Genomic DNA, 25,571 nt, shown 5'->3' with positions numbered 1-25,571 from the left:
GAAATGACAAGTACTCGATACGAGGACCTTGGTCAAAAGTCAGTCGGTCTGTGGCCTATCGGGGTCAGTGCACTGGCCGCTGCCAAGACCTTTGAGCGGTTCGCCGCCATTGCCGCAGAGGGTGCCACCTGTCGGCGCCTCGTCGACCACAGTTGTGGTGATAGCTGTCCACCCAACAATTTCTCCGGCAAACACCGAGACAAGCTTGCTGTCGACTAGCTGGACGGTGCGCTCACCGATGAGGAGCCCAGTATCCGGCTCGATGATGATTTCATGGAGAAATCCATCGCTTTCTTCTCGGCCGAAGGCGACTCCGGTTCGGCCGTTCAAGGTCGCAGCCTCATCGGTAATCTCGACGCCAGGTATTCCGGCTGCAGCCAGGTAGAGCGCCGCACGAAGCTCGGCGGGAACCACACCTGTTCGCAGCGTTGTGGAGATAAAATCGAACGCCTGCCCGTCGGCGCTCACGCCGTGACCTGCAGTCACTCGATAGACATAGTTGAGCAGCCGCTGGGGGTCGCGCGGCAACTCATCCAATCTCCAGTCTCGAGGTTTCGAATTGTCGAATCCGCCGTACGGCGCCCGGCTGATTTCCTCCTTATCGAAGGTTGCCCGAGCAGCCTCCTGCGCTTCCTCTTCGAAGCCTTCGCCAAAGACCTTGATCGCTGCACGCGGTTCGGTTACAAGAACCCACTCGTCTGAGTGGTCGGCAGGAATATACAGTTGTGAGTTTTGGGTTCCGAGATAGGCAAAGTTCTCCCAATCTGCGGTCTGCCCGCCTCCTTCGAAGACCGCCTCGGTGTCGACTTTCAAATACTGGCCGGGGCCCACAACTGGATCGGAATTCTCAATGGCGGCGGCCGCAGCGTCGCTGAGTGCGGATGCGGCAGCAGCATCCGCCCCACCTTGCCAGCTGGCCAAGCCGAGCACGTCGGTGAATACAAGAGTCGCCACGAGTGCGCCAGCGGTGAGGGCGGTGGTGCCGCCGAAGAACGCAAAGCGCTTCTTCGAGTTGGGCTTAGCGATTGCTGGCTGTAGCCCGATGTGTTCCACGAGACCTCTGCGGCCTCGGCTGAGAGCGTCTGCTGACGGATCGGCAACATTCTTACCGAATGCTCGGAGCTGTTGAAGTTCGTCCACGATCCACCTCCTGTGCTGGCGCGATGCCAGCGGATAGGCGCAGCACTCGCCGCGCGCGATTGAGACGTGACCGAACAGTCCCAACGGGAATGTTCAAGGCGAGTGCAACGCCCTCATAGTCGAGGTCGCCCCACGCATACAGCAGCAGTGCATCCCGGTCGCGAGCAGGCAGCTTGCGAATCGCTCCCGCCAAAGCGCGAACGGAGAGGTCTGCGTCGAGGCGATCATCGTGATTCTCAACGACCGTCGCGGTGGCCCAGAAGCCACAACCGCCCGCAAGAACCGCGCTTCAGAACCCCGATGTTTGCGGATCAGCACTGTCGCGATTCCGAGCAACCACGGCAGAGCACTCTCGAAGGCGCTATCGAAGCGGTTTCGCCGCTCGAACGCCACCAGAAAAGTTTCGGCCATGATGTCATCCGCTGTGTCAACGCCCGCTCGCCGTGCCGCATACCGATAGACGGATGTCGCATGGCGGTCGTACATCTCCGCAAAGACCGCAGGGTTATCCCACGACCTCCGGATGATCTCGTTATCGCTAGTCACACTAGGTATTGCTCCCTAGCTTGAATTAAGTTCACGATTGGCTCCTCGGGCGAGCGTACCGCAGCCATCTTTCCTGCGGAGCGTGCTCCACTAATGCCAGAGAGGTATCAGTTGTGCGCTCTAACTGATGCTTCTCTGGCATTACTGCGACGTCTCGTGACGCACAGCGTGAGACGAAGTGCGTGATGCGTTGGTAACGCTGACTTGGTGCGCTCAGGCGTTGTCATTCACATGAATGACTATTCTGCCGTCGGCGAGATCGGGCAGTGCGTTGTCGTCGTCGCTGTCAGGGGCGGGAGCAGGGATCGATTGTTCGGCCTCCCACAGGAGATGTGCGGAGTATGCCGTGGGATGAAAAACTTCGTCGAACGGGGCGATGAATCCACCCGACATCCGCTTTCGGGGACTCGTTTCGCGTTCTCGAGATATCTCCCATTTTCGCCACAGCGGCCAGAGAAAGGGCAGGACGACAACTGCTACACCGATGATTGCTAGCGTGATCCCCATGACTTCACGATAGTGCGGTAGTCCGCAGTTTGCGCTGATGGTGAGAAAAAATCTGGGATTGGGTTGAAGCCGTCGGGTGTGGGCGGGTCGAGGTTTCGCAGTCGCCGCTGGCAACCTAAACCCGTCCCCGTCCCCGCCGCCGTGCTGAGCACGGGATACTCGTTTGCGCCGCGGCCATAATGGGTCAATGCCGATCCTCAATAAAGACATGACCCTGTGCATTTCGCTGGCCGCACGCCCCTCCAATCTGGGCACGCGCTTTCATAACTATCTGTACGAAGAACTCGGCCTGAACTTCATCTACAAGGCGTTCACGACCAGCAACATTGAGGATGCCATCGCCGGGGTCAGGGGCCTGGGCATCCGGGGCTGTTCCGTCTCGATGCCGTTCAAAGAGGCAGTGCTTGAGCTTGTGGATGTTGTCGAGCACTCCGCCGCAGCGATCGAGTCGGTGAACACGATCGTGAACAATGACGGCGTGCTCACGGCATCCAACACTGACTATGAGGCTGTCGCCGACCTGATCGCACGCCACCAGCTCGACCCGTCATTGTCGGTACTGGTTCGCGGATCGGGTGGCATGGCCAAAGCGGTCGTCGCCGCCTTCCACGGTGCCGGTTTCGCTGACCTGACCGTGCTCGCTCGCAACGTCGAGGCTGGCGAAGCGCTCGCCACGGAGTATGGCTACCGCGCCGTGAGCGTCGACCCGCAACCCGGCCACGCGGTGATCGTCAACGTCACCCCACTCGGGATGGCGGGAGACTCTGCCGACGAACTCGCGTTCACGCCCGACCACATTCGCGCAGCGCAAACGGTGTTCGACGTGGTGGCGTTCCCGGCCGAGACCCCGCTCATTCGGGCCGCTCGGGATGCCGGAAAGCTCGTCATCACGGGCGCCGAAGTCATCGCGCTCCAGGCCGCAGCGCAGTTCGTTCGCTACACCGGCGTCACGCCGACGCCCGAGCAGATCGCGCGTGCTTCGGCGTTCTCGCGGGAGTAAGCTGCCGAGTATGGCTCAAGTCTTTCGGCGTGCCAAGAGCACGCACGTCCTTGTCGCAGCGGCGGGTCTCCTGCTGACGCTCGCCGTCGTTCTCTTTGGGCCATACTTTTTGCGCCATGGCGCGGCTACTGCGGAGTGCGGCCAGCAGCTGGGCGGAGCAGCGGGCGGTGGCGGTAGCTACTCAGTAGCGTGGATGCCCGTTCCGGTGCCGGGGTGGGAGTGCAGCTTCCGCCCGGGCGGTGCTGCGAACGACACCGTCGAATTTCTTCCGTGGTGGACGTGATTCGGTTCTCGAGGGAGCAGTTCTCTCCTTCGGTGGCGCCGTGTAGCTTCAAGTAATGCCAAGCTACGAAGGTTCCGACGGGGCGACGCTTCATTACGATGTCGTGGGCGGCGACAGTGACCCGATTATTTTGCTTGCCGGGGGAGCCGCGCGCCATCCCAGTTATCTAGGCGATCTCGCCGGGCTCAGCGAAAGTCACCAACTTATCGTTCCCCACCTCAGAGGTGTGGGTCGCTCGCCGATGCGAGTCGTCGAAGAGCGTGGCTCGTACTGGAGTCAAGCTGACGACATCGAACGCCTACGTATCGACCTAGGTCTCGATCGCGTGGTTGTTGTGGCGCATTCCGCTGGCACCAGGCTGGCCATTGCGTACGCCGCCCAGTTCACGAAATCTCTTGCCCGGATGGTGCTGATCACCCCTCCGGCGACATATCTCGTCGGCGAAGCATCCGATGCCGACATTCTGAGCCAGAAACGACAGGGAGACCTGGTTTTCGAATCAGCTTTCGCCGCACTAGCTGCAGGTCCACTCGTAACGGACGATGCCGGTTACAACGCGTGGCAGCAGCAAACAGCGCCCGCAGGCTACGCACAGTGGGGCGCGAAGGAGCAATCCCACGCCCAGATCGGCAACTGGAGTCTGGCCGCGACGAAGGCATATTTCAGCGTCAGCCCGCCAACTAACCTTGCCCTGCGGTTGGAAGATATCTCAGCGCCCGTGCTTGTACTCGCCGGCGCCGAGGACTGCCTCACTGGCCTCGCCCCAGTGGTCGCGCTCGCAGGCCTTTTTCCGTCTGGGGTCGCCGAAGTGATTGAGCGCAGCGGGCACTATCCTTGGGTCGAGCAACCCCTCGCGTTTAGGCGAGCGATCGATGCTTTTCTGGAAGCTTAGAGGGCCCGGACTGACGGGCCCGCACCATTGTTCCAATCGAAGAGCGTGAGATGCCACAGTCCCGGCCGCTTTCGTGAAGGGTCGATGAGGCCGTGAGCGCCGAGCTCAATGAGCTTGTTCCAGATGCCCAGCGACGCTGGCCCTCGTCCGCGCTCGACGCTTAGTCGCCTCGGGGTTCAACTAGGAGTGCCGCTTTGAACAGGATCGGCACAAAGATCGCGAAGAGGCCCGCTCCGATCCAGCCGCTAATCGGCGCAATCGCGGGGACGAAGAACAGGGCGATGGTTCCCACGAGAACGAGCGCGCCGGCAAGTGCCGCGAATGCCCTCATCCCGTACAGCGAGATGAAAGTGAGGTAGTGGGCGCCGACGATGATCAGTGAGGCTGGGAAGAACAACTCGGGGGCGTAGGCACCTAGGGCAATCGCGACAAGAAGCCCCAGGGGGATTGTGAAGGCGGACTGCATCGCGAGGCCAATCGAGGGATGACCCTTCGGAAGTGCGCTCTCGCCCGGCATGAGTTTGAGGATGACAGCGGAGAGCGGAAAAATCAGCATGCCTCCGAAAAAGAGGGCGAGCATCGCGACCCCCGGTGACGCAAGGAAGTAAAGCGCGTTTGCGACGGCCCACAGGATCGCCGACACGAGCGGACCGCTGTAGCCGCCTCGGTAGATTCGGCGAACATCCGCTTGTGCCTGAGTTATCGTCATGCTCTATTGAAGCAGGTAATCTCGTCATTCTGCCGGCGGATGACTCCTCTCTACCCATTACTCACGAAGGGATGATGCCTGCCAATTGCAGAGCAGGAAAGATGACGGCGGGCGAGCTCGTCATCAGATTCACCACGAAGTGTGAGATCGCGATGGGCATGAGCCGTTTCTGTTTCTGAGCGATCAGCGATGAGCCGATGCCCCAGACCGTGAAGGCCACGACGTAGACGATCATGGCGTCAACGGTGGGTGCGAAGAACGCGTGCTGCAATCCGAACGCAACGGAGCAGGCGGTGACCGCGAGCGCTCTTGGCCAGGCTCCGCTGAGCCGAGAGAGCGCGTAGCCGCGATACACAGCCTCCTCGGCAGGAGCGTTCAGCGGTGCGAAGGTGATCACGGCGACGAGCCCGAGCACGAGTGCCCAGACCGGTGTTGTGACGGATGCGGCATCCGGGTTGACGAATACGGTTTCGAAGGCGGTGAACATGTTCGCCCCGTACAGAAGCCACATCGTGCCGATGATCGTTGCCACGAAGGGGATGTAGAGCACGGCAATCCAAAGCAGAGCCCACCCGATGTCGGCGACGAGCCCGACTCCGCGCCGAGGCGCGAACAGGCCGCGGAGTGTTTGACCGTCTACGCGCAGCAGGCGGATCACGAGCCACAGTGAGAGCAGGTTGACGGGCAATAACGAGAGCGAAAGCAGCATCGGTGAGGGCGGGAACTCCGCACCCGGATCGAAGCCGCGGGCGAGCATCCAGACCAGCACGGCTGCGAGGCCGACGAGCATTAGCCGCGCGCCGAGTAGCCCGAGGGCGCGTGTGGCGGAAGCTGAGATCGTGTCGGATTTCACGGGTCGAGCTTAGCAATCGCTCCGGTTTCGAGACCGATACGGGTGAGAGTGACGTCAGCGGGATTGTGCTTGTGATAGTTGAGCGGTGTACGGCTTGCCTTTAGTGTTGTATTCAACACCCCGGATCCGTCCCTGTAGTCCTCGTTTGAGGACCGGTCACACGGCCGGGGTTTTGCTTTTAACGATCCTGCCACTCCAGCGCTCTTTGCCGCCGGAGTATCCACATCGCTTCTTCCCGGTAAGGCGACACAGCGATTGAGTAGCTACTCCCGCACCGACACCGTCACCGTGAACTTGCTGTTGCGCCCGGCCTGGCGGGTGGGGCCGACGGTGCGGTTCAGGTAGTCGCGATACCCGAGGTGGGTGTTGAAGACGACCCACAGTTCGCCGCCGGGTTTGAGCACGCGGCGGGCGTCAGCCAGCATCCGCAACGCAACGCCGGCATGCACTGTCGCGCCGGTGTGGAAGGGCGGATTGCAGACAATCAGATCAGCACTGGCCGTCGGCCGTTCGGTGAGAGCATCTTCGCGCGCGGCCTCAACTCGCGCTCCGACACCGTTAGCGTCGGCCGTTTCTCGGGTCGATGCCACGGCGGCACTGGACTGGTCAACGGCAACCACGTTCAGCCCGGGGCGGGCGAGGGCGAGCGACACGGCGAGCACGCCGGTGCCGCTGCCGAGGTCAACGGCGGTGGCGGCATCCGGTTTCATGTCGGGCAAGAACGTCAACAAGAATCGCGTGCCCATGTCGAGGGCTGCGCCGGCGAAAGCTCCACCGTGGGCGCTGACTGTTAGCTCATCAACGGGAAGTTCTGGTTCGCGCAAGACCGACGTGACCGGGTAGCGAGCTTCTACGGCGTCGCGCTTTGCGCCCAACGAGGTGAGCGTGCGCGACTTCTGACGTCCACGGCCCGCATTCACATCATCGAACGAGCGACCGAGCACTTCATTCATCGCCAAGGTCATGTGCTTAATGCGCCCACCCGAAATCACCGTCACGTCAGGCGACGCGTAGCGGGCTATGGCTTGGGCCCATTCATCCAACTCGGCCAGGCTGCGCGGCAACTGCATCAACACCAGCCGTGCGCCCTCGAGCAACTCGGCGCCCAAAGAGTGCGAGCTGTAGTGCGGGGCGAGGTCGCCGGCGTTCTCGGCCAGAGCAAGCTCCGACACCAGAGAATCCTGAAACACGCGGATGCCGCGGCAGTCGTGCAAGGTGGCCGCCCCGAGGGTGAGCGCTCCATAGTTGTCGCCCATCACCACCAATTCCCCCGGCTGGGTGTCGGCCAACTGCGGAGCAGCTTCATCAAGAATGAGGCGATCGCTGGCATCCACCGCAAAAAGGTTGGGGGCTTCCACGTCGGGCCAACGTCGCAGAGTGGCGAACAGGTGCTCAGACATGGGGACTCTTTCGGTGGCGCGGCACCGCACACAGCGCGTGCGGCGGAGTCTCAAGCGTAACCGAGCGCCCTGAACCAGCCCGGCGTACAGAACCGAGCGACCCCGGCGCACCGCAGGCCGAACGCGTCAACCCAGCCGGTTAACCCAGAAAGCGAGCAGCCCCGGCACTAGGTGGGGCCACTCGCTCACGGGAATCTAGTTGTAGCCGCGCGTGATGTGGGGCTCGTCAATGCACAGAGGGCATTCCTCTAGATGCGCCGACGGGATGCAATCGCACATTAGCTATTGGGAACGAGCGTGTACTTAGTAGAGAGGTACTCGTGGATGCCTTCCGAGCCGCCTTCGCGACCGATGCCGGACTGCTTGACTCCGCCGAAGGGGGCGGCCGCGTTGGAGAGTACGCCAACGTTGAGGCCCATCATTCCGGTGTCGAGGGCGTCGATCATCCGGTTTCCGCGGGCAAGGCTTTCGGTGAACACATACGAGACGAGACCGTATTCGGTGTCGTTCGCGAGGCGTACGCCTTCGGCTTCGTCGGTGAACTCAACGATCGAGACGACCGGTCCGAAGATTTCTTCCCGCAGGATGTCGCTGTCGGCGGGAACGCTCGACACGATCGTGGGCTCATAGAAGCTTCCTTCGCCGTCAACGCGCTTGCCGCCGGCGACGAGGGTCGCGCCGCGCTTCACGGCATCCTGAACCAGTTCGTCGGCCTTGTCGACAGCCTTGTCATTGATGAGCGGACCAATGTTGACGCCGTCTTCGGTGCCGCGACCGATCTTCATGTCGGCGACGCGAGCAGCGATCTTTTCCGCGAACTCGGCAGCAACTGAGCTGTGCACGATGAAGCGGTTGGCGGCGGTGCAGGCCTGGCCGATGTTGCGGAACTTAGCCGCAATCGCACCGTCTACTGCCTTGTCGAGATCGGCGTCGTCGAAGACAACGAACGGGGCGTTGCCGCCGAGTTCCATCGAGGTGCGCAGAACGTTTTCGGAGGCCTGCTTGATGAGCGCCTTGCCCACCGGGGTGGAGCCGGTGAACGAGAGCTTGCGCAGGCGAGAGTCGGCAATGATCGGCTCCGACACTTCGGAGGAGCTCGAGGTCGTGACGATGTTGAGCACGCCAGCGGGCAGGCCAGCCTCTTCGAACAGCTTCGCCAAGAACAGGGTGCTGAGCGGGGTGAGCGCGGCGGGCTTCACCACGACCGTGCAACCGGCGGCCAGTGCAGGCGCAATCTTGCGGGTCGCCATTGCGAGCGGGAAGTTCCACGGCGTAATAAGGAAGCACGGACCAACCGGACGCTGCGAAACGATCATGCGACCGGTGCCCTCAGGGGTGTTGCCGAAGCGACCCGAAATGCGCACGGCCTCTTCGCTGAACCAGCGCAAGAACTCGCCGCCGTAGGTGACTTCACCGTTGGCCTCGGCAAGCGGCTTGCCCATCTCGAGCGTCATGAGCAGGGCGATCTCGTCGCGGTGCTCCTGCACGAGGTCGAAGGTGCGACGCAGAATCTCGCCACGCTCCCGAGCTGGCGTCGCGGCCCAGGAATCCTGAGCGGCCACTGCTGCGTCGAGTGCCCGCATGCCGTCCTCTGCCGAGGCATCCGAAATGGTGCGGATGACCTTGCCAGTAGCCGGGTCAGTCACGTCGAGCGTCTTGCTGCCTGTTGCGGCAACCCACTCACCGCCGATGAACAACTGGTTCGGCACGGCTTCAAGAAGCTGGGTTTCGGTGGAGTTCGTCATTCGGTGTGCACCTTTCGTGGTGGGGAAATCTGCAAGTCAGTCAAACAGCGCTAGCTGAACTTCGGCTTGGCGCCGCGTGGGCGGGCACTGAGCGCGCGCCCAGTGCCCGCTGGCCGCGAGCTAGGCCTTGGCTAGAGCGTCGCGAACGACGTCGAGGCCGTCAGCGATGAGCTCGTCAGAGATCGAGAGCGGCGGGAGGAAGCGGATGACGTTGCCATAGGTTCCACAGGTCAGCACGACAACACCGGCGGCGTGCGCTGCAGCCGCGACCTTCGACGTGAGGGCGGCGTCGGGCTCTTTCGTGGTGGGGTCGACGAGTTCCATGGCGATCATGGCGCCACGGCCACGAACATCTCCGATGCGGGGGTCGCCGGCGCGGAGTCCGTTGAGGCGGCCACGGAAGGTGGTTCCAATTTCGCGGGCACGCTCGATGGCGCCGGACTCTTCGAAGGTGCGGATGGTGGCGAGCGCTGCGGCACAGGCGATGGGGTTTCCACCGTACGTTCCGCCGAGTCCGCCGACGTGGGCAGCATCCATGACATCGGCGCGACCGGTGACGGCCGAAAGCGGGAGGCCGCCGGCGATGCCCTTGGCGGTCACCATGATGTCGGGAACGAGGTTCTCGTGGTTCGAGGCGAACAGGTCACCCGTGCGAGCGAAGCCGGTCTGCACTTCGTCAGCGATGAAGATCACGTTGTTGGCGGTGGCCCACTCGCTGAGGGCTGGCAGGAATCCGGGGGCTGGCTCGATGAAGCCACCTTCGCCCTGGATGGGCTCGATGATGATCGCGGCGAGGTTGCTGGCGCCGACCTGCTTCTCGATCTGCAGGATGGCGCGGGCGGCGGCATCCTCTCCACTGATTCCGCCATCGCGGAACGGATACGACATCGGTGCGCGGTAGATCTCGGGCGCGAAGGGTCCGAAGCCGCTCTTGTAGGGCATCGACTTGGCGGTGAGACCCATCGTGAGGTTGGTGCGACCGTGGTACGCGTGGTCGAAGGCCACCACGGCCTGCTTGCCGGTGAAGTAGCGGGCGATCTTGATCGCGTTCTCAACAGCTTCGGAGCCCGAGTTGAAAAGAGCGGTGCGCTTCTCGTGGGTGCCGGGGGTGATTTCGTTGAGCTTCTCGGCGACCTCGACGTAGCTTTCGTAGCCGTTGATCATGAAGCACGTGTGGGTGAACTGGGCGACCTGCGCGGTGACAGCTTCGACAACGGCGGGTGCCGCGTTGCCCACACCGGTCACGGCGATGCCGGAACCAAAGTCGATGAGGGTGTTGCCATCAACGTCGAGAAGCACGCCACCACCGGCAGCTTCAACGAAGACGGGGAGAGTGATGCCGATAGCGGAAGGAACCGCCTGCTTCTTGCGCTCGAGCAGTTCCTGCGAGCGGGGCCCGGGAATCGCGGTGACGAGGTTGCGCTTCTGCGGAAGCGAGGGGCCGCCGACCGGGGCCGGGGCCGCGGGAGCCGTGGAGGTGGAAGAAGAAGTAGACATGGCCACCGGTATCCAATCTGTGTAGACGATGTTCGTTCGTGCAGGCGAGCTGCGGCGTGCAAACGTTTGGTTCAACTTAGTTCGCGGATGCCCGGCACAACAGGCACAGAGTGGCACTCTTTGCGGCAATAACTGACAGAATGGCAGCAGGAGGATTGCCATGCCCACACCCCTCGCCGACGTGATCGCGACTGAGCGTCTCGCGCTGCGTCCGCTCACCGCCGCTGACACCTTCGAGCGCACCGTCACGTGGGTGCACAACTCCGACCTCGACGATCCAACGCCCTTCGTCACCGAGGGCCAATTGCTACTCACGACCGGGCGCCAATTCGTCGACAACGCCGCCCCGGATGCCGAGCCCGACTTCGATTCCTACGTCGCCAGGCTCACGAGCGCTGGCGTCGCGGCGATCGGTTTCGGTACCGAAGTGATCACCCACGGAGTGCCAGCCGGCCTCGTCGCCGCGTGCTCTGCCGCCGGACTCCCGCTCTTCGAAGTGCCGTACCGCATCCCGTTCATCGCCATCAGCCGCCTCGTCGCCGACAACGAAGCCGAGCAAGCGCGCGCCGGCTTCGACCGCGCCCTCGCCGCCCAAAACGACATCGCCAGCGCCGCCGTTGGCAAAGGCCGCCTGCCTGCTGCGGCTGCCCGCGCCGCTGAGCACCTCGACTGTGGCGTCTGGATTTTTGATGCCGACGGTGAGCTCGTGAGCGACAGCTCCGAACCTCCGCGCGGCGGCCCAAGCGGGCGCGGAGTCGCCGGCCGTGCATCCGCCAGCCGACCCGCGGATGCCGCCCCCGCCATCCGCAGTTCGGTCACGACCTTGCTGGGTCGGGCTCGTCGCGCGCGCGTCGTTGAGCAGTTGCCGGGTGAGTACCGCGTGGTGCAAACGCTGGGCCCAAGCGGACGCTTGTGCGGGGCCATCGCGTGGTCGCGCGACACCGAATTTGGGGCACTCGACAATTCGGTGATGACGGTGTTGGCGGCGCTCGCCGAGGTGTCGCTCGAGCAGACCGAGAATTTGCGGGTGGGCCATCGGGCGATTTTGGAGCAGCTGTTTCAGTTGCTGAAGGATGGTCGGGTCGACAGTGTGCGGCGTGCGGTGCGGGTGGCGGGCATCGAGTTGCCGGCGGAACGTTTTGCGGTCGCGGCGCTGGAGTTGAGCCAGACCACGGCGAGCGTTCGCGATGTGCTCGAGCGTCGCGCCGCTCGCGCCGAGAGCACGTTTTTTGCGGTGGCCGATGGCCGGCACTTGCTGGTGCTGATCGATGCGAGCCAGTTGCGTGCCGAGAAACGATTCTTTGCCGCCAACGAACTCACCGTTGGGCTCTCGGCGGTGCTCGGGTGGAGCGAGCTGAACGTCGCGATCACTCAGGCGGTTCGCTCGCTTGAGGCGGCGCCGGCCGGAACAATCACTGAATTCGACAGCCTCGTGGGCGAGAGCTTTTTCGGCCTGCTCGCCTCCAGCTCGGTGGCCGATATCGCTCACGCCCGCCTCGCTAGTGTCATCGAATCGGCCGACGGCCTCGCGCTGCTGCGGGCGGCGCAAGTGTGGCTGCGACACAACGGTCAGTGGGATCCCGCGGCACGCGAGTTGGGCATCCATCGGCACGGGTTGAAGTCGCGGATGCAGCGGCTCGCCGACCTCACCAATCTGAGTCTCGACACCTTCCAGGGCCGTGCCGAGTTGTGGGCGATGTTGGCTGCGATCGACCTCGGCGAAAAACCCTAACTTCCAATTTTCAGGATTTCGCCTGTAGCCTACGAACAAATCTCGGCGGCGTCGCCGGTCATTTTCGAGCAGCGAGGAGCCTCTCATGAAGACCTTTCAAGTGATCAATCCCTACACCGGCGAAGAGGGCACGGCCCACCCCGCTGTCAGCGACGAAGTGATCGAGCAGATCGTCGCCGCAGCCCACTCTGAATACAACGGCGGAATGAACCGTGATCAGGTAAAAGAGCGTGCAGCGATCGTCACGCGCATCGCCGATCTTCTCACCGAACGCTCGGCTGAATTCGGTGAAATTATCGTGCGCGAAATGGGCAAGCCACTAGCCCAAGCAGTGGGTGAAGTTGAGTTCTCCGCCGACATTTTCCGCTACTTCGCCGACAACGCTGAAGCGTTCCTTGCCGACGAACAAATTCCTGCCGGATCGGGCACTGCGTGGATTCGCAAGAGCCCCATCGGCCCAGTTCTGGGCATCATGCCGTGGAACTTTCCGATCTACCAGATCGCTCGTTTCGCCGGCCCGAGCATCGTTCTCGGCAACCCTGTTTTGGTCAAACCAGCCCAGCAGTGTCCCGAATCATCGGCGGCGCTTGAAGCCCTCATTCACGAGGCCGGTTTGCCGATCGGCGGCTACCAAAATGTGCTCGCCGACAACGACCAAATCGCCGCGATGATCGACGACCCCCGCATCCAGGGAGTCTCGCTCACGGGCTCCGAGCGTGCCGGTGCGATCGTCGGTGCTGCGGCCGGAACCAACCTCAAGAAGAGCGTGCTCGAACTGGGCGGCTCCGACCCGTTCATCCTCATGTCGACGGACGACATGGATGCCACAGTCGAGGCTGCAGTTGCGGCTCGCGTCGACAACAACGGCCAGGCCTGCAACGGCGCCAAGCGCTTCGTCATCATCGACTCGCTCTACGAAGAGTTCGCCGAGAAGTTCAGCGCCGCGATGGGTGCCATCACGGTCGGTGACCCCATGGACGAAAGCACTGAGCTCGGACCGCTGTGTTCCGTAGCGGCCGCCGAAAACCTCGAAGAGCAGGTCGCGGAAGCAGTCGCGGCCGGCGCCACCTTGCGCGTCGGAACCGGCAAGCGCGACGGCACCAAGTTTGCGCCAGCCGTGCTCGAAAACATCAGCCCCGAGAACCCCGCCTACACGGTCGAGTTCTTCGGACCCGTTGCTCAACTGCACCGCGTAGCCAGCGAAGAAGAGGCCATCGTGCTCGCCAACGCGACGCCGTTCGGTCTCGGTTCGTACGTCTTCACGACGGATGCCGAGCAGGCCGACCGCATCGCTGACGGCATCGACGCCGGCATGGTTTACATCAACGAGGTGGGTGCGGATGCTCCCGAGCTGCCCTTCGGTGGAGTCAAGAACTCCGGCACCGGTCGCGAACTTGGTTCGCACGGCATCGACGAGTTCATGAACCGCAAGCTGGTCAAGCGCCCGTAAGTGCCGGGGCGCCTCGGCGCCCTACGCGTCTTCAGCGAGAGCTCGGGCGGCCGCTGCTTCAGCGGTTCGTCCGAGCTTGTCGAGGCTCTCGGCCAAGTCGAATGCGGTGATCTGACGCAGGCGCTCGTGGTCGGCAGCTTGCTCCATCACTGACTGCAGCACCGCCACAGCTTCGTCGTGACGGCCCTCTCCGGCCAAGACGTTGGCAACGAAGCGTTCGCAGTTCGCACCCGCAACGGGATCGCCTGCCGCGCGGTATTCATCCGCCGCCGTGAGTGCGAGTGCCACCGACTCCTTCGGCTTGCCGAGGCTCGCGAGAGAGCGTGCCTTCGAGTCGGTCACGTCGGCGTGCAACCAATCGGCGTTGTGTTCGGCGGCCAACGCCAGCACCTCATCCAGTGCCTCAAGGCCGGCGGCGTTGCCCTCTTCGGCGTGAGCGCGCCCCGACTGGTGCAGCACGCGCACAAGCAGGTTGAGGTCGTCCGGTGTAGCGCGAGCATGCGTCACAGCATTCTCAAGCAACGTTGCGGCCGTCTCGTGGTCGCCGTGTTGCGCGTGCACACTCGCGCTGTCAGCAAGAGTCCGTGCTGCGCTTTGGGTGTCTCCGGACTCAAGGTACAGCTCCGTTGCGGTCTCCCAGGTGCCAACAGCAGAACCCGGTTCGCCAGAGTCAGCGAAACCGTGCCCGAGCCAAAACAGAGTTTCGCCGCGGCTGCCGGGCGCGGCCTGCGCAGCAGTCTCTTCTTCGAACAGCGAGAGCAAAAGCTCGATGGCTTCTGCCGACTCTCCGCCGCGCACGAGCGCTCGGCCGAGGGCGTAGCGCGCCCCTACGGTCTCGATCTCGAGGCGTTCGGCATAGCGGATTCCGAGACGGAAGCGACCGGCGGCATCCGTGAACTGTTCGGCTTCGTCATAGAGGCGTCCGGCCAGAATGGTGGTGTCGTGCAGCGGGCCAGCAGCATCGATTGCATTGGCGCATTCAGCGGCCGCATCCGCGCTAGCGGCACCGGCAGCGAACTGGCCGCCACTGCCCAAAATGCGGGCACGAAGCGCGTGAGCGTGGGCCAAAACACCGCGGTTGGATGTCGCCCCCAGCAGATCATCAAGGTGCGCGAGTGCGCGATCAGTGTCGCCAGCGGTGGCCGCCAGGTCGGAAAGATGCCGCAGCGCGTGGGCGCGCAGCAGGGGCATCTCGCCAGCCTCGGCGTGCACGAGCGCACTCGCCGCAAGCTTCGTCACCGCCTCGAGGTCGGGCTCCTCGCCGCGCAGCAGCACGCTCAGCAGAGACAGCTCGATGTCGGCGATCTGGGCGGGAGCCAACTCCTCCGAGACGCCAACAGCGACGCTCAGTTTGTCGAAATCGTCTTGCTCGGCGCGACCAAACAGAGAGAGGCCGAGCAGGTCTTCGAGCGACGCTTGCGCCTCGTTGCCGTGCTCACGGAGAGCCGGGATGCGTTCGGCGAGAGCAGCCTCGGCTGCAGCGAGATCGCCGGTAGCCACGAGTCCGGCAACCAACGTGCTGAGGGCAGCCGTGCGCTCCGTGCCCGTTGCCAATTCCGCAGCCTTACGCGCGGCGGGCAATGCGGTGGGAAGCCAACCGATTGCGGTCAGCTCTTCTGCTCGCAGCAGCCAGCCGGCGGCATCCGTTGGTTCGGCGTCGGCGGGAGTGGGGGCGGCAAGAGTTTCACTCGTGAGGCTCAGGGGATAGTTCTCGTTAGCGAGATTCTTGGCCTTCTGGATGCGCGTGGCGCGGTAGTTGTTGTCGGCGCGTTCGTCGAATTGGTCGCCGATCCGGCGCGCGGCAGCCCACGTGGCGGTGGCAAGTTCGTCGGCGGTCCAGGTGCCGTCGTGCTCTCCGAAGAGTGCCGTGAGTTCGTTGCTTTCGGCGCCGCGAACAACTTGCTCGCCGAAGCCGGCGGCGGTCACGGCGTCGAGCAGCACACCAGCGGCGACGAGACCGGAGAACTGGCCGTCGGCGTTGAGCTGGTCGTGCACAAACCACGAGAGGTGGCGTTCGAGCATGGCGAGGCCACGGGCTTCATTGCCGGTGACGGCGCAGAAGATGAAGTGATTGGCGATGATGCTGAGGTTGTCAGCGTTGTCGCGGGCGAGGTTGTAGCTGCGAAAGTGGGCGGCGCGAGCATCATCGAGGCGGCCGGCGCGCAGGTAAGGGAGTAGGGCGCGCGAGAGGGCGGCTTCTGGCTCGTCGCCGCAGCTGTAGCCACCTTCGATGAGTTCGTCGAAGAGCACGATGGCTTCGGCGTCGCGCCCGGTTTCTGTGAGGAAGCCGCTGGCATCGCTGCGCACACAGGCGTCACAGTGGCTGTAATCGTCGCGGGGCGTCACGGCGAGTTGGGCGCGCAATTCTTCGGCGCGGTCGAGCTGGCCGAGACGCCAGGCCGTGGCGAACTGGGAGGTCAGCACGCCGCTCTGGCCGATTCCGGCGTCGCGGTAGTGGCTCTCCATGTCGGCGAGAGCGCCGGAGATGTCGTCGGTGCCGAAGATGGGTGAGCTCGCGAGGGTCGTGGCGATCCACTTGAACTGCCACATGAGCCCGGCACCGCCTTCGACCACGTCGTCGGGAAAGCGCACGGGGTCAGCGTCGTGCTTGGCGAGGCACCACGCGAATGAGGAGAGCAGAGCTTCGGTGTCGCCAAGCTGATTGGCGGATGCCGTCAGCCGAATGCGCGCTCGGTACTCCAACTCTTCGTCGCCGAGTTCGACCGCGAGCGCAATCGCCTCATCGACGCGAGCTCGTTCCTCGGGGCCGAAGGCCATCGTGTCGATCTCGCTGAACAGTTCGGTGATGCGGGCGACGCTCATAGGGAAGAACTTTCTGGGAGGGAATCACCGAGTGCGACACTCATGGCGATCAGATCTGACATGGAATTGGTCATCATGGCGCGGTCGCGCACGCTGAGGGGGCGTTGGCTGGTGAGTAGGGCTTGAACGTAGAGCAGTTCGATGGTGCGGGAAAAGACGGCATCGTCGCGCAGGGTGGAGAGGGTGACGACGACGGGGTTGTTCCAGTTGAGGCACAGGCGGGCGAGAGACTTGCTGGTGCCGTCGCTGGCAAGTCGCTCCTCGGCAAACGCATCCATTTTGCCGAGCACGTCTTTCCACAGCCCGGGACGACTGATTTCGCGGGCCGCCCGACGGTCGATGGAGCGCAGGACTTCGGGGTCGGCGAGGTAGAGGCCCGTGACATCGGTGGCGGGAACGCCGCGCACAATCACAGCGCAGCCGGCATCCGCGAGCACAGCGCTGGCACGGTCTTCGAGCTTCGCCACAAGGCTGCGTGCGTCAAGCGGTGGCACCTCGAGAAAGTCGAGTTCGTCGAGCACGCTCACGCGGTCGACGGTGAGTCCGTTGACAAGAGTGGGGAGCAGGCGGGCGATCTCGGTGTCGTAGATGTAGCCACCGTTGATCACCGGACGGTCGGGGCTCGCGATGCTCGCGATCTGCCGAAATTCGTCCACCGTTTCGGCATAACGCAACTGCGTGTGATCCCGCGTGAGGCTCTCGATCGTCATGCGCCCCAGCGTGGTTTCGACGCTCAGCCAGGGAGTGATGAACTTCGCGAGTTCTTCGTCGTGGATCACGAGCGACTTGAGGGCGAGTGAATGAATCTGCACAAAGTCGTTGAGTTGGGCCGGATGCCGGGCCGCCATCTCCAGCACCCACTGTCGCAGCACCGTGCCGATTGCTGCCCGCGTGTGCTCGAGGATGTCGTCGTCCACGAGCGATTCGCGGCTTGCCGTCGGGGTGAGCGAGGTGCTGTTCAGCACGACGCGCACGAAGAACGCCCAGTCGGGCAGCAGCGCATCCACGTTCTCGCTCAGCAGCATCCGGCCCAGATACACGCGGTTCGCTTGGCGCGCTCCTGGCGGTGGCGAGTGGGGCAACACATAGGCGACACCCGTGGTGCTGGTGCCGGGCACACTCAACGGAATAGCGGCGAAGGGATCTACGCCGAGCAACTCGCGACCGTAGGTCAGCAGCTCGGATGCCGTAGCCGTGTGAGCATCAAGGAACGGAGCATCGTGCGTGACCGTGTCAACACCGCCGCCGGGCAGGTCAACCCGAACCCCCACCGGCAGAAACTCGGCGAAGGTCTTAGCCAGGGCGAGCACCGTCGAAGTGCCGAGCAAGTCGTGCTGATCGAAGCGAGGCTTGAGCGAGACGGTGGTGCCGATGGGGAGGTCGCCCTCTAACTCGCGCACGCTGAACGTGCCGTCGCTATTGCCGATCCACTCCACTGGGGCTGAGCCGCGAGCGGAGCGGGACTGAATCACAATCTGGTCGGCCACCATGAAGCAGCTCAATAATCCGATGCCGAACTGCCCGAGGTAGTCGCTGCGCGGCAGATCGAAGATGTCGCGTTTCGAGGAGCGCCCGACGGTCGAGAGCAGCTCGGTCATTTCGTCGGCGGTGAGCCCGATGCCGTCATCCTGAAACCGGAATGTGTCGTTGTGCTCGCTGAGGGGAGTGATGCGGATGCCGCGGCTCGCGTCAGCGCCGTCGAGCTCAACCCGGGCGGCGAGAGCGTCGCGCCCGTTCTGCAGTAGCTCGCGCAAATACACTCGCGGGCTCGAGTAGATGTGCTTGCTCAGGAGGTCAACGACTCCCGTGAGGTTCACTTGAAAGGAGTGGAGATCGTCTCGGGAATCGGCGTTCACCCCAAAAGTCTCTCATCTGTTGGCCGATCTCTCGAAGTACACAGCGTTCACCTAGCCACGAGTGACCGCGCGGGTATAAAGTTGAGTCATCTCAACTCAAGTTTGTGGAGGGTTTGTAAATGGCGAACATGCAGGGTGCCCCAAGTACCGATGAAGAGCAAAAAAGTGCTCTCGAAAAGTACGGGGTAAATCTCACCGAGATTGCACGCAGTGGCAAACTCGACCCCGTGATCGGGCGTGACGCCGAAATTCGTCGTGTCAGTCAAGTGCTGACGCGACGCACGAAGAACAACCCTGTACTCATTGGTGAGCCCGGCGTCGGAAAGACGGCTGTTGTTGAAGGCCTCGCTCAGCGCATCATTGCCGGAGACGTTGCCGACTCCCTCAAAGACAAGCAGCTCATCTCTCTCGACCTCGCTGCTCTCGTCGCCGGTGCCAAGTACCGCGGCGAGTTCGAAGAGCGCCTCAAGGCTGTGCTCAAGGAGATCAAAGACTCCGACGGCCAAGTCATCACGTTCATTGACGAACTTCACACCCTGATGGGCGCTGGCGGTGGCGACGGCTCGGTCGCGGCATCCAACATGCTCAAGCCCATGTTGGCCCGTGGTGAACTGCGACTGATCGGTGCCACAACGCTCGACGAGTATCGCCAATACATCGAGAAGGATGCCGCACTTGAGCGCCGCTTCCAGCAAGTATTCGTCGGCGAACCTTCTGTCGAAGACACCGTCGCGATTTTGCGTGGCCTCAAGGAGCGTTACGAAGCCCACCACAAGGTGACCATCGCGGACTCCGCGCTGGTGGCGGCCGCAGCGCTCAGCAATCGCTACATCTCGGGTCGCAAACTGCCCGACAAAGCGATCGACCTCATCGACGAGGCGGCAAGCCACCTCAAGATGGAGATCGATTCCTCGCCCGTTGAAATCGACAAGCTCAAGCGTGCTGTTGACCGCCTGCGCATCGAAGAGCACGCTCTCAAGAAGGAAAAAGACGAGGCCTCGAAGGCGCGACTCGCGAAACTCCGCGAAGATCTCGCCAGCCAGAGCAAGTTGCTGAACGAGTTGGAAGGGCGCTGGAAGCTCGAAAAGGCGAGCCTGACCGACGTCGGTGAGCTGAAGACTCGCCTCAACGATGCTCGTATTGCCTCCGAGCGCGCGATGCGTGACGGCGATTACCAAAAGGTGTCGAAGCTCGAGTACGAGACGATCCCATCAATCCAACGCGCCCTCGTCACCGCCGAAAGCAACGAGCCAACCGGCCCCCGCATGGTCAATGACCAGGTGACCGAAGAAGACATTGCTGCCGTTGTGGCCGCGTGGACGGGCATCCCTGTCGATCGCCTCACCGAGGGCGAGACTGAGAAGCTCTTGCACCTCGAAGCGGAACTCGGCAAGCGTCTCATCGGTCAAAAGGAAGCCGTGCAAGCGGTCTCCGAAGCGGTTCGCCGTACGCGGGCCGGAATCTCCGACCCTGACCGCCCCACCGGCTCGTTCCTCTTCCTCGGCCCCACCGGCGTCGGAAAGACCGAACTCGCGAAGGCGCTCGCGCAATACCTCTTCAACGACGAGAAAGCTCTCGTGCGCATCGACATGAGTGAGTACGGCGAGAAGTTCTCCGTCTCGCGCCTTGTCGGTGCCCCTCCCGGCTACATCGGCTTCGAACAGGGCGGTCAGCTGACTGAGGCTGTTCGCCGTCGCCCCTACTCGGTGATTCTGCTCGACGAGGTCGAAAAGGCGCACCCTGAGGTCTTCGACATTCTCCTGCAGGTGCTCGATGATGGTCGTCTCACCGATGGTCAGGGCCGCACTGTCGACTTCCGCAACGTCATCCTGATTCTCACCAGCAACTTGGGCAGCCAGTTCATCACTGACCAAGAGCTGCCGTGGGATGCCCGCAAGGCCGCCGTTGACGACCTTGTGCGCAAGTCGTTCAAGCCGGAGTTCATCAACCGTCTCGACGACATCGTGGTGTTCCAGCCGCTCTCGACCGATGACCTCAGCCAGATCGTTGAGCTCGACATCGACCGTTTGGGCAAGCGCCTCACCGATCGTCGCCTGCAGCTTGCTGTGACCCCGGATGCTCGCACCTGGCTTTCGGAGCGTGGCTACGACCCCATCTACGGCGCACGACCGCTCCGCCGACTCATGCAGCGCGAGATCGACGACAAGCTCGCCAAGGCGTTGCTCGCTGGCGAGATTCGCGATGGTGACACCGTGCTCGTGGGGCTCGCCGAGAACGGCGAAGGCCTCGAGGTGTCTCGGTCGGAGCCTGACGCCGGCTAACCCGCGCGCTTAGCCAACCGCTAAGGCAACCGCTGAGACGAACTGCTTAGAGGAACATGGGCCGATCGTCGTCGTTCTCGGTGTCAATCGCGAGTTCGACGACGACGGGAACGTGGTCGCTTGGGCCATCGCCCTTGCGCTCTTCGCGGTCAATCGATGCGCCCGTCACGAGTTCGTCGAATGCGGGCGAACCGAGCACAAAGTCGATGCGCATTCCCTCATCGCGAGGGAACCGCAGGCGCTGGTAGTCCCAGTAGGTATAACCCTCGATGTTGCGGCTGCGGAGAGTATCGATCATCCCTGCCTCTTCAAAGGCCCGGAAGGCTGCGCGTTCGGCGTCGCTCACGTGAGTCTTGCCCTCGAAGGCTGCGATGTCCCAGACGTCGTGATCGAAGGGGGCAATGTTGAAATCACCCATCAGGGCGAGGGGCTGTTCCGGATTGTCGCGCATCCATTGAGCAGCTTGCGTCTTGAGGTTGGCGAGCCACTCGAGCTTGTACGGGTAGTGCGGGTTGTCGAGCTCGCGGCCATTGGGCACGTAGAGGCTCCACAGCCGGGCGCCCTCAACGGTGACACCAAGAGCGCGCGCTTCGATCGGCACTGTGCCGTCATCGAGCGCTTTGCCGAACCCTGGCTGGGTCTCGAAGCCGACCGAGACATCCTCCATGGGAAGGCGGCTCGCGAAGGCCACGCCATTCCACTGGTTGAGGCCGTGAAGTTCGACCTCGTAGCCCGCCTCGGTGAACGCTTCGAGAGGAAATTGCTCGGGCTTGCACTTGATTTCTTGCATCGCCAGCACGTCAATATCTTCGCGGAGCAGCCAGTCAACGACGCGGCTGACTCGGGTTCTGATGGAGTTCACGTTCCAGGTGGCAATGAGCATGCTTCAACGGTAATAGGTCTACCCCCGCATTGGGCGACGACAGGGGCCGCTCCGCCCCGTAAAGTCATCGTATGCAGCAAGATATCCTTCTCGACGAAGCTGCGGCAAAGGCTGACCGTCTCGACCGCCGCAATGCGACAATCGTCGCCATCTTGGGCTTCGTGGGCGTCACCATCTCGGGTGCTTTGCTGGTTTTCGGCGAGACCATCCTCTAGGAGGTCCGCGACAATGGGTATTCTGTACTCGTGACCGACGCCAAGCAACAGCTCATTGAGCACATTTCCGCCGATGCCGTGTTCCACGGTGATTTCACTCTGACGAGCGGAAAGAAGGCCACCTACTACGTCGACATGCGTCGCGTAAGCCTCGACCACCGCGTCGCTCCGCTCATCGGTCAGGTCATGATTGACCTCATCGCCGATGTGCCAGACATCGTTGCTGTCGGAGGGATGACGATGGGGGCCGACCCGATCGCCGCCGCGATTCTTCACCAGGGTGCGGCCCGCGGCCTCACCTACGACGCTTTCGTCGTGCGCAAGGAGCCCAAGGATCACGGCCGTGGTCGTCAGGTCGAAGGGCCTGAGCTCGAGGGCAAGCGCGTCATTGTTCTCGAAGACACCTCAACGACCGGCGGTTCACCGCTCGCCGCTATCGAGGCGCTCGAGAAGGTCGGCGCGATCATTGCCGGCGTTGCCGTTGTCGTTGATCGTGACACTGGCGCCAAGGAGCGCATCGAGGCCGCCGGCTACCCCTACTTTTCAGCGATCGGGCTTGGTGATTTGGGGCTTACTCCGTGACCTCTGGCGACAACGGCTCGGGCGCTGGTGACAACCAGGAACCTCGCGAGTCCTCCTTCAACTGGGGACTCACTCCGACCGAGCCCGAATCGCCACCCAAGCCCACCCGGGCAACTCCTGTAGACCCGGAACAACCCGACGATTCTGACGTTCCGGCGAGCTCACCGGCACCCGAACACCCCCAGGCTCCTGCGGCTCCCCAGGCGCCCACACCTCCGCCGGTTCCCGAGCATCCCGAAACGTTCGTTGCCCCCGCTGTTCCGCAGCCGACCGCGCTTGAAGTTCCTTTGCCGCCCATGACCCCATCGCCAGGCACGCCGCCGCCGGCAACGCCCGAGGTTCCTGGGCTTCTCAAGCTCCCGCCGATGCCGGGCGAACAGCCTCCCGCGCAGCCGCCAGCATCCCCTGCCGCGTCACCAGCGGCCGCCCACTCTGCCGATCCTGCGCAGCCCGCCGATCCTGTTGTTCCTCCGCGCGAGCCTCTCATCGAGCCGCCGCCGACCGAAGCAATCAACGTCGCTGACCTGCCAACCGGCGCCATGGATATCTCTGATCTCCCCACCGGGGCGATGGACATTTCTGATCTCCCGACCGGCGCGATGGATATCGCCGACCTGCCGACCGCCGCGATCAGTTCGGCTGATCTGCCGACAGCTGCAATGGATGCCGCCACTCGGCGACAGGCTCAGCTGCCGGCTTCGGTTGACCAATCGCTGGAAGGCGCGACCGAAGTCATGGGAGCGCAGTCGCTCGAAGGCATCTCGGCAGAGTCGGAATCCGTCGAGCACGACGCCGTGAGCGACCTCTTCGGCGAAGACAAATTCGTGGAGTACGAAGATCAGGCGCTCGTCGCGCAGGTGCCAGCGGTCATTTCACGACCGCGGGTTCCCCAGCCTCCTCGACCGCCGATTCCGCGCGGCCAATTGATCGGGCTGGCTATCGCCGGAGGTCTGGTCGCGGCGCTCGCCTTGGTCGCACTGTTCTTGGCGGGTACTCGCCTCGGCCCCTCCGTAGTGCCTGCTGCGGTTGCCTCGCCGACCCCGTCGGCGACGGCTACTGCCGTTGTTCCCGTTGTGGGCCCTCTAGCGCCGGGAACCTATCAGTGGAATGAGCTCGCCGGCGGCGAGTGCCTTGACCCCTTCGCTTCTGCCTGGGAGCAGGAGTACACCGTGATCGATTGCACGCAGCCTCACGCCGCGCAGTTGCTCACGATCGGCCTGTTCGAGGATGCAGCGTCGGATCCTTATCCAGAAGCAGAAGAGCTCGCATCACGCACAGCAACAGCCTGCTCTACGGACGCTGTGATCGACTTCGCGGCGGCGCAATCATTCTCTAACCTCGAAATCGTGGCGAGCTTCGCTGCAAACGCGAGCGACTGGGATGCCGGAAACCGCGACTACTACTGCTTCGCGACGCGCTCCGGTGATGCCGCTCTCACGACATCCGTTGCTCAACCGCAAACGCCCTCCGAATAGCGGGCTGGCCGGGACTGGCCGGGGCTGCCGGTTCAGAGTGATCGGTGCGTGGCCAACTAGTTCAGCAGGTCCGCGACGCTGTCGAGAACTTCGTTGGGGCGGAACGGGTAGCGGTCGATTTCTTTCTGATCGCTGATTCCGGTGAGCACGAGAACAGTGTGGAGACCTGCCTCGATGCCGGCGACGATGTCGGTGTCCATGCGGTCACCAATCATGCCGGTGGTTTCGCTGTGGGCGCCGATCTTGTTGAGCGCCGAGCGGAACATCATCGGGTTCGGCTTGCCGACGATGTAGGGCTCCCGACCAGTGGCCTTGGTGATGAGAGCGGCGACCGCGCCCGTTGCGGGCAAGGGGCCGTCAGCACTCGGGCCGGTGGCATCCGGGTTGGTCACAATAAAGCGGCTGCCGTTGCCGATGAGGCGGATGGCCTTGGTGATGGCTTCGAACGAGTAGTTGCGGGTTTCGCCAATCACGACATAGTCGGGGTTGGTTTCCGTCATGATGAAACCGGCTTCGTGAAGGGCGGTCGTGATGCCAGACTCGCCGATGACGAACGCGCTGCCGCCCGGAATCTGCTCTTTCAGGAAGTCAGCCGTCGCGAGCGCAGAAGTCCAAATTGCCGACTCGGGAACATCGAGACCCGATGCCTTGAGCCGGGCGCTCAGATCGCGCGGGGTGAAGATCGAGTTGTTGGTGAGCACCAAGTAGGGCTTCTTCTCATCGCGCCACTGCTTCAGCAGCTCTGAGGCGCCGGGAACGGGATGGTTCTCATGAACGAGAACACCATCCATGTCGGTGAGCCAGCATTCGATTTCGTCACGATTCCTCATGCGCTCATGTTAGCGAACACCGTCTCCTCTGACAGCCGTTTGGTGATGATGGCGATCGCGTCGGGATTCTGTTCGACGAGCACCACGCGACGCTTGAGGGCTTGGGCGACGGCACCGGTTGTGCCGCTTCCAGCGAAGAAATCGAGCACCCAATCGCCGGGCTGGCTGGATGCCTGAACGATGCGTCGCAGTATGCCTTCCGGCTTCTGCGTGGCGTAGCCCGTTTTCTCTTTACCGGTAGGGGACACGATGGTGTGCCACCAGACATCCGTCGGCAGTTTGCCGCGGGCTGCCTTTTCTGGCGTCACAAGACCGGGCGCCATGTAGGGCTCGCGGTCGACTTCTTCGTTATTGAAGTAGTAGTTCTTCGGGTTCTTTACATAGACAAGGATCGTGTCGTGCTTCGAGGGCCACTTCTTGGTGGCACGGGCGCCATAGTCGTAGGCCCAGATGATCTCGTTGAGGAAGCTCTCGCGCCCAAAGAGAGCGTCGAGAGCGACTTTGGCGTAGTGCACTTCGCGGTAGTCGAGGTGGAGGTAAAGGGTGCCGCGGTCGTCGAGCAGGCGCCAGGCCTCCTGCAACCGTGGCTCTAAGAATTCCCAATAATCGGCGAACGTGTCGTCGTAGGAATACAACACTCCCTTAATCGTGTCGTAACTGTTGCCTCCGAAGCCGACGCGCGTACCTTCGGTCGAGCGTTGAGTGGTTAAGGCTTGACGGCGCTGCGTCCGCCCAGTGTTGAACGGGGGATCGATGTAGATCAGCCGGAAGCTTTCGTCAGGCAAAGTGCTGATCACGGGCAGGTTATCGCCGTGCACAACAAGGTCGGGTCCAGCGGAGGTCCAAGGCAGCTGCATCCCTTGAGATTAAC

General features: G+C 63.0%; 23 protein-coding genes. 9 read left to right on the top strand and 14 right to left on the bottom strand.

Annotated features, from left to right (window positions below; all coding sequences use genetic code 11):
• Window positions 1-39: 39 nt before the first annotated feature.
• The 4 genes from I6E81_RS07590 to I6E81_RS07580 form a co-directional block, all read right to left on the bottom strand.
• The gene (locus I6E81_RS07590) at window positions 40-1,140 is read right to left on the bottom strand and encodes a CU044_5270 family protein (RefSeq protein WP_197106725.1); all 1,101 of its coding nucleotides are present in this window, start codon (window positions 1,138-1,140) and stop codon (window positions 40-42) included.
• A complete protein-coding gene (locus tag I6E81_RS14345; RefSeq protein ID WP_231603887.1) occupies window positions 1,106-1,333 on the bottom strand; it encodes an RNA polymerase sigma factor in 228 nt (75 codons plus the stop codon). The genes I6E81_RS07590 and I6E81_RS14345 overlap by 35 nt, the downstream gene beginning before the upstream one ends.
• On the bottom strand, window positions 1,234-1,686 hold the full coding sequence (locus I6E81_RS07585; RefSeq protein WP_307784123.1) for a sigma factor: 453 nt from the start codon (window positions 1,684-1,686) through the stop codon (window positions 1,234-1,236). The genes I6E81_RS14345 and I6E81_RS07585 overlap by 100 nt, the downstream gene beginning before the upstream one ends.
• Before the next feature lie 213 nt (window positions 1,687-1,899).
• Entirely contained in the window at window positions 1,900-2,193 is a 294-nt protein-coding gene (locus I6E81_RS07580; RefSeq protein ID WP_197106724.1) for a hypothetical protein, read from the bottom strand.
• 187 nt (window positions 2,194-2,380) lie between these two features.
• On the opposite strand from I6E81_RS07580, the gene I6E81_RS07575 reads away from it, so the two are divergent.
• Genes I6E81_RS07575 through I6E81_RS07565 form a run of 3 tightly spaced genes read left to right on the top strand, consistent with a single transcriptional unit; the run spans window position 2,381 to window position 4,368 of the window.
• Window positions 2,381-3,193, top strand: coding sequence for a shikimate 5-dehydrogenase (locus I6E81_RS07575; protein WP_197106723.1), 813 nt, complete (start codon window positions 2,381-2,383; stop codon window positions 3,191-3,193).
• 10 nt (window positions 3,194-3,203) lie between these two features.
• Window positions 3,204-3,476 (top strand): hypothetical protein, encoded by a 273-nt coding sequence (locus I6E81_RS07570; RefSeq protein WP_197106722.1) that lies wholly within the window; start codon window positions 3,204-3,206, stop codon window positions 3,474-3,476.
• 55 nt (window positions 3,477-3,531) lie between these two features.
• On the top strand, window positions 3,532-4,368 hold the full coding sequence (locus I6E81_RS07565) for an alpha/beta fold hydrolase (protein ID WP_197106721.1): 837 nt from the start codon (window positions 3,532-3,534) through the stop codon (window positions 4,366-4,368).
• Between the two features lie 160 nt (window positions 4,369-4,528).
• Here the strand turns inward: I6E81_RS07565 and I6E81_RS07560 are convergent, their stop codons facing one another.
• From I6E81_RS07560 to gabT, 5 genes are all read right to left on the bottom strand, one after another.
• Complete coding sequence (locus I6E81_RS07560) at window positions 4,529-5,077, bottom strand: hypothetical protein (RefSeq protein WP_197106720.1); 549 nt, start codon at window positions 5,075-5,077, stop codon at window positions 4,529-4,531.
• Between the two features lie 61 nt (window positions 5,078-5,138).
• The gene (locus I6E81_RS14615) at window positions 5,139-5,930 is read right to left on the bottom strand and encodes a CPBP family intramembrane glutamic endopeptidase (protein ID WP_197106719.1); all 792 of its coding nucleotides are present in this window, start codon (window positions 5,928-5,930) and stop codon (window positions 5,139-5,141) included.
• 263 nt (window positions 5,931-6,193) lie between these two features.
• Window positions 6,194-7,330, bottom strand: a complete 1,137-nt coding sequence (locus I6E81_RS07550) for a methyltransferase (RefSeq protein ID WP_197106718.1) — start codon at window positions 7,328-7,330, stop codon at window positions 6,194-6,196.
• Window positions 7,331-7,608: 278 nt separating this feature from the next.
• On the bottom strand, window positions 7,609-9,075 hold the full coding sequence (locus tag I6E81_RS07545) for an NAD-dependent succinate-semialdehyde dehydrogenase (protein ID WP_197106717.1): 1,467 nt from the start codon (window positions 9,073-9,075) through the stop codon (window positions 7,609-7,611).
• A 120-nt stretch (window positions 9,076-9,195) separates the two neighbouring features.
• Window positions 9,196-10,572, bottom strand: a complete 1,377-nt coding sequence (gene gabT, locus I6E81_RS07540; protein ID WP_197106716.1) for a 4-aminobutyrate--2-oxoglutarate transaminase — start codon at window positions 10,570-10,572, stop codon at window positions 9,196-9,198.
• Between the two features lie 160 nt (window positions 10,573-10,732).
• On the opposite strand from gabT, the gene I6E81_RS07535 reads away from it, so the two are divergent.
• The gene (locus I6E81_RS07535) at window positions 10,733-12,304 is read left to right on the top strand and encodes a PucR family transcriptional regulator (RefSeq protein ID WP_197106715.1); all 1,572 of its coding nucleotides are present in this window, start codon (window positions 10,733-10,735) and stop codon (window positions 12,302-12,304) included.
• An 85-nt stretch (window positions 12,305-12,389) separates the two neighbouring features.
• A complete protein-coding gene (locus I6E81_RS07530) occupies window positions 12,390-13,754 on the top strand; it encodes an NAD-dependent succinate-semialdehyde dehydrogenase (protein ID WP_197106714.1) in 1,365 nt (454 codons plus the stop codon).
• Window positions 13,755-13,775: 21 nt separating this feature from the next.
• Here the strand turns inward: I6E81_RS07530 and I6E81_RS07525 are convergent, their stop codons facing one another.
• Both I6E81_RS07525 and I6E81_RS07520 read right to left on the bottom strand, forming a co-directional pair.
• Window positions 13,776-16,577 (bottom strand): hypothetical protein, encoded by a 2,802-nt coding sequence (locus I6E81_RS07525; protein ID WP_197106713.1) that lies wholly within the window; start codon window positions 16,575-16,577, stop codon window positions 13,776-13,778.
• Window positions 16,574-18,433 (bottom strand): HSP90 family protein, encoded by a 1,860-nt coding sequence (locus I6E81_RS07520; RefSeq protein WP_197106712.1) that lies wholly within the window; start codon window positions 18,431-18,433, stop codon window positions 16,574-16,576. Before I6E81_RS07520 ends, I6E81_RS07525 begins: the two co-directional genes overlap by 4 nt.
• Before the next feature lie 119 nt (window positions 18,434-18,552).
• On the opposite strand from I6E81_RS07520, the gene I6E81_RS07515 reads away from it, so the two are divergent.
• Complete coding sequence (locus I6E81_RS07515) at window positions 18,553-20,715, top strand: ATP-dependent Clp protease ATP-binding subunit (RefSeq protein ID WP_197106711.1); 2,163 nt, start codon at window positions 18,553-18,555, stop codon at window positions 20,713-20,715.
• Between the two features lie 46 nt (window positions 20,716-20,761).
• Here the strand turns inward: I6E81_RS07515 and I6E81_RS07510 are convergent, their stop codons facing one another.
• On the bottom strand, window positions 20,762-21,598 hold the full coding sequence (locus I6E81_RS07510) for an exodeoxyribonuclease III (RefSeq protein ID WP_197106710.1): 837 nt from the start codon (window positions 21,596-21,598) through the stop codon (window positions 20,762-20,764).
• A 71-nt stretch (window positions 21,599-21,669) separates the two neighbouring features.
• On the opposite strand from I6E81_RS07510, the gene I6E81_RS07505 reads away from it, so the two are divergent.
• From I6E81_RS07505 to I6E81_RS07495, 3 genes are read left to right on the top strand one after another with little or no spacing between them, the layout of a single operon-like run.
• Window positions 21,670-21,813 carry a hypothetical protein gene (locus I6E81_RS07505; protein ID WP_197106709.1) on the top strand — a complete coding sequence of 48 codons (144 nt, stop codon included), beginning with the start codon at window positions 21,670-21,672 and terminating at the stop codon, window positions 21,811-21,813.
• 30 nt (window positions 21,814-21,843) lie between these two features.
• A complete protein-coding gene (pyrE, locus tag I6E81_RS07500; protein ID WP_197106708.1) occupies window positions 21,844-22,395 on the top strand; it encodes an orotate phosphoribosyltransferase in 552 nt (183 codons plus the stop codon).
• Complete coding sequence (locus I6E81_RS07495; RefSeq protein WP_307784122.1) at window positions 22,392-23,870, top strand: septum formation family protein; 1,479 nt, start codon at window positions 22,392-22,394, stop codon at window positions 23,868-23,870. The genes pyrE and I6E81_RS07495 overlap by 4 nt, the downstream gene beginning before the upstream one ends.
• A 56-nt stretch (window positions 23,871-23,926) precedes the next feature.
• Here the strand turns inward: I6E81_RS07495 and I6E81_RS07490 are convergent, their stop codons facing one another.
• Window positions 23,927-24,700 (bottom strand): HAD-IIA family hydrolase, encoded by a 774-nt coding sequence (locus tag I6E81_RS07490; RefSeq protein ID WP_197106707.1) that lies wholly within the window; start codon window positions 24,698-24,700, stop codon window positions 23,927-23,929.
• Window positions 24,697-25,557 carry a site-specific DNA-methyltransferase gene (locus I6E81_RS07485; protein WP_197106706.1) on the bottom strand — a complete coding sequence of 287 codons (861 nt, stop codon included), beginning with the start codon at window positions 25,555-25,557 and terminating at the stop codon, window positions 24,697-24,699. The genes I6E81_RS07490 and I6E81_RS07485 overlap by 4 nt, the downstream gene beginning before the upstream one ends.
• Window positions 25,558-25,571 lie beyond the last annotated feature (14 nt).

It is taken from the genome of Salinibacterium sp. NG22, assembly GCF_015864925.1.
Taxonomy (GTDB): domain Bacteria; phylum Actinomycetota; class Actinomycetes; order Actinomycetales; family Microbacteriaceae; genus Rhodoglobus.
The sequence above is the reverse complement of the archived record's forward strand: the minus strand, read 5'-3'. Positions and strand labels throughout refer to the sequence as shown.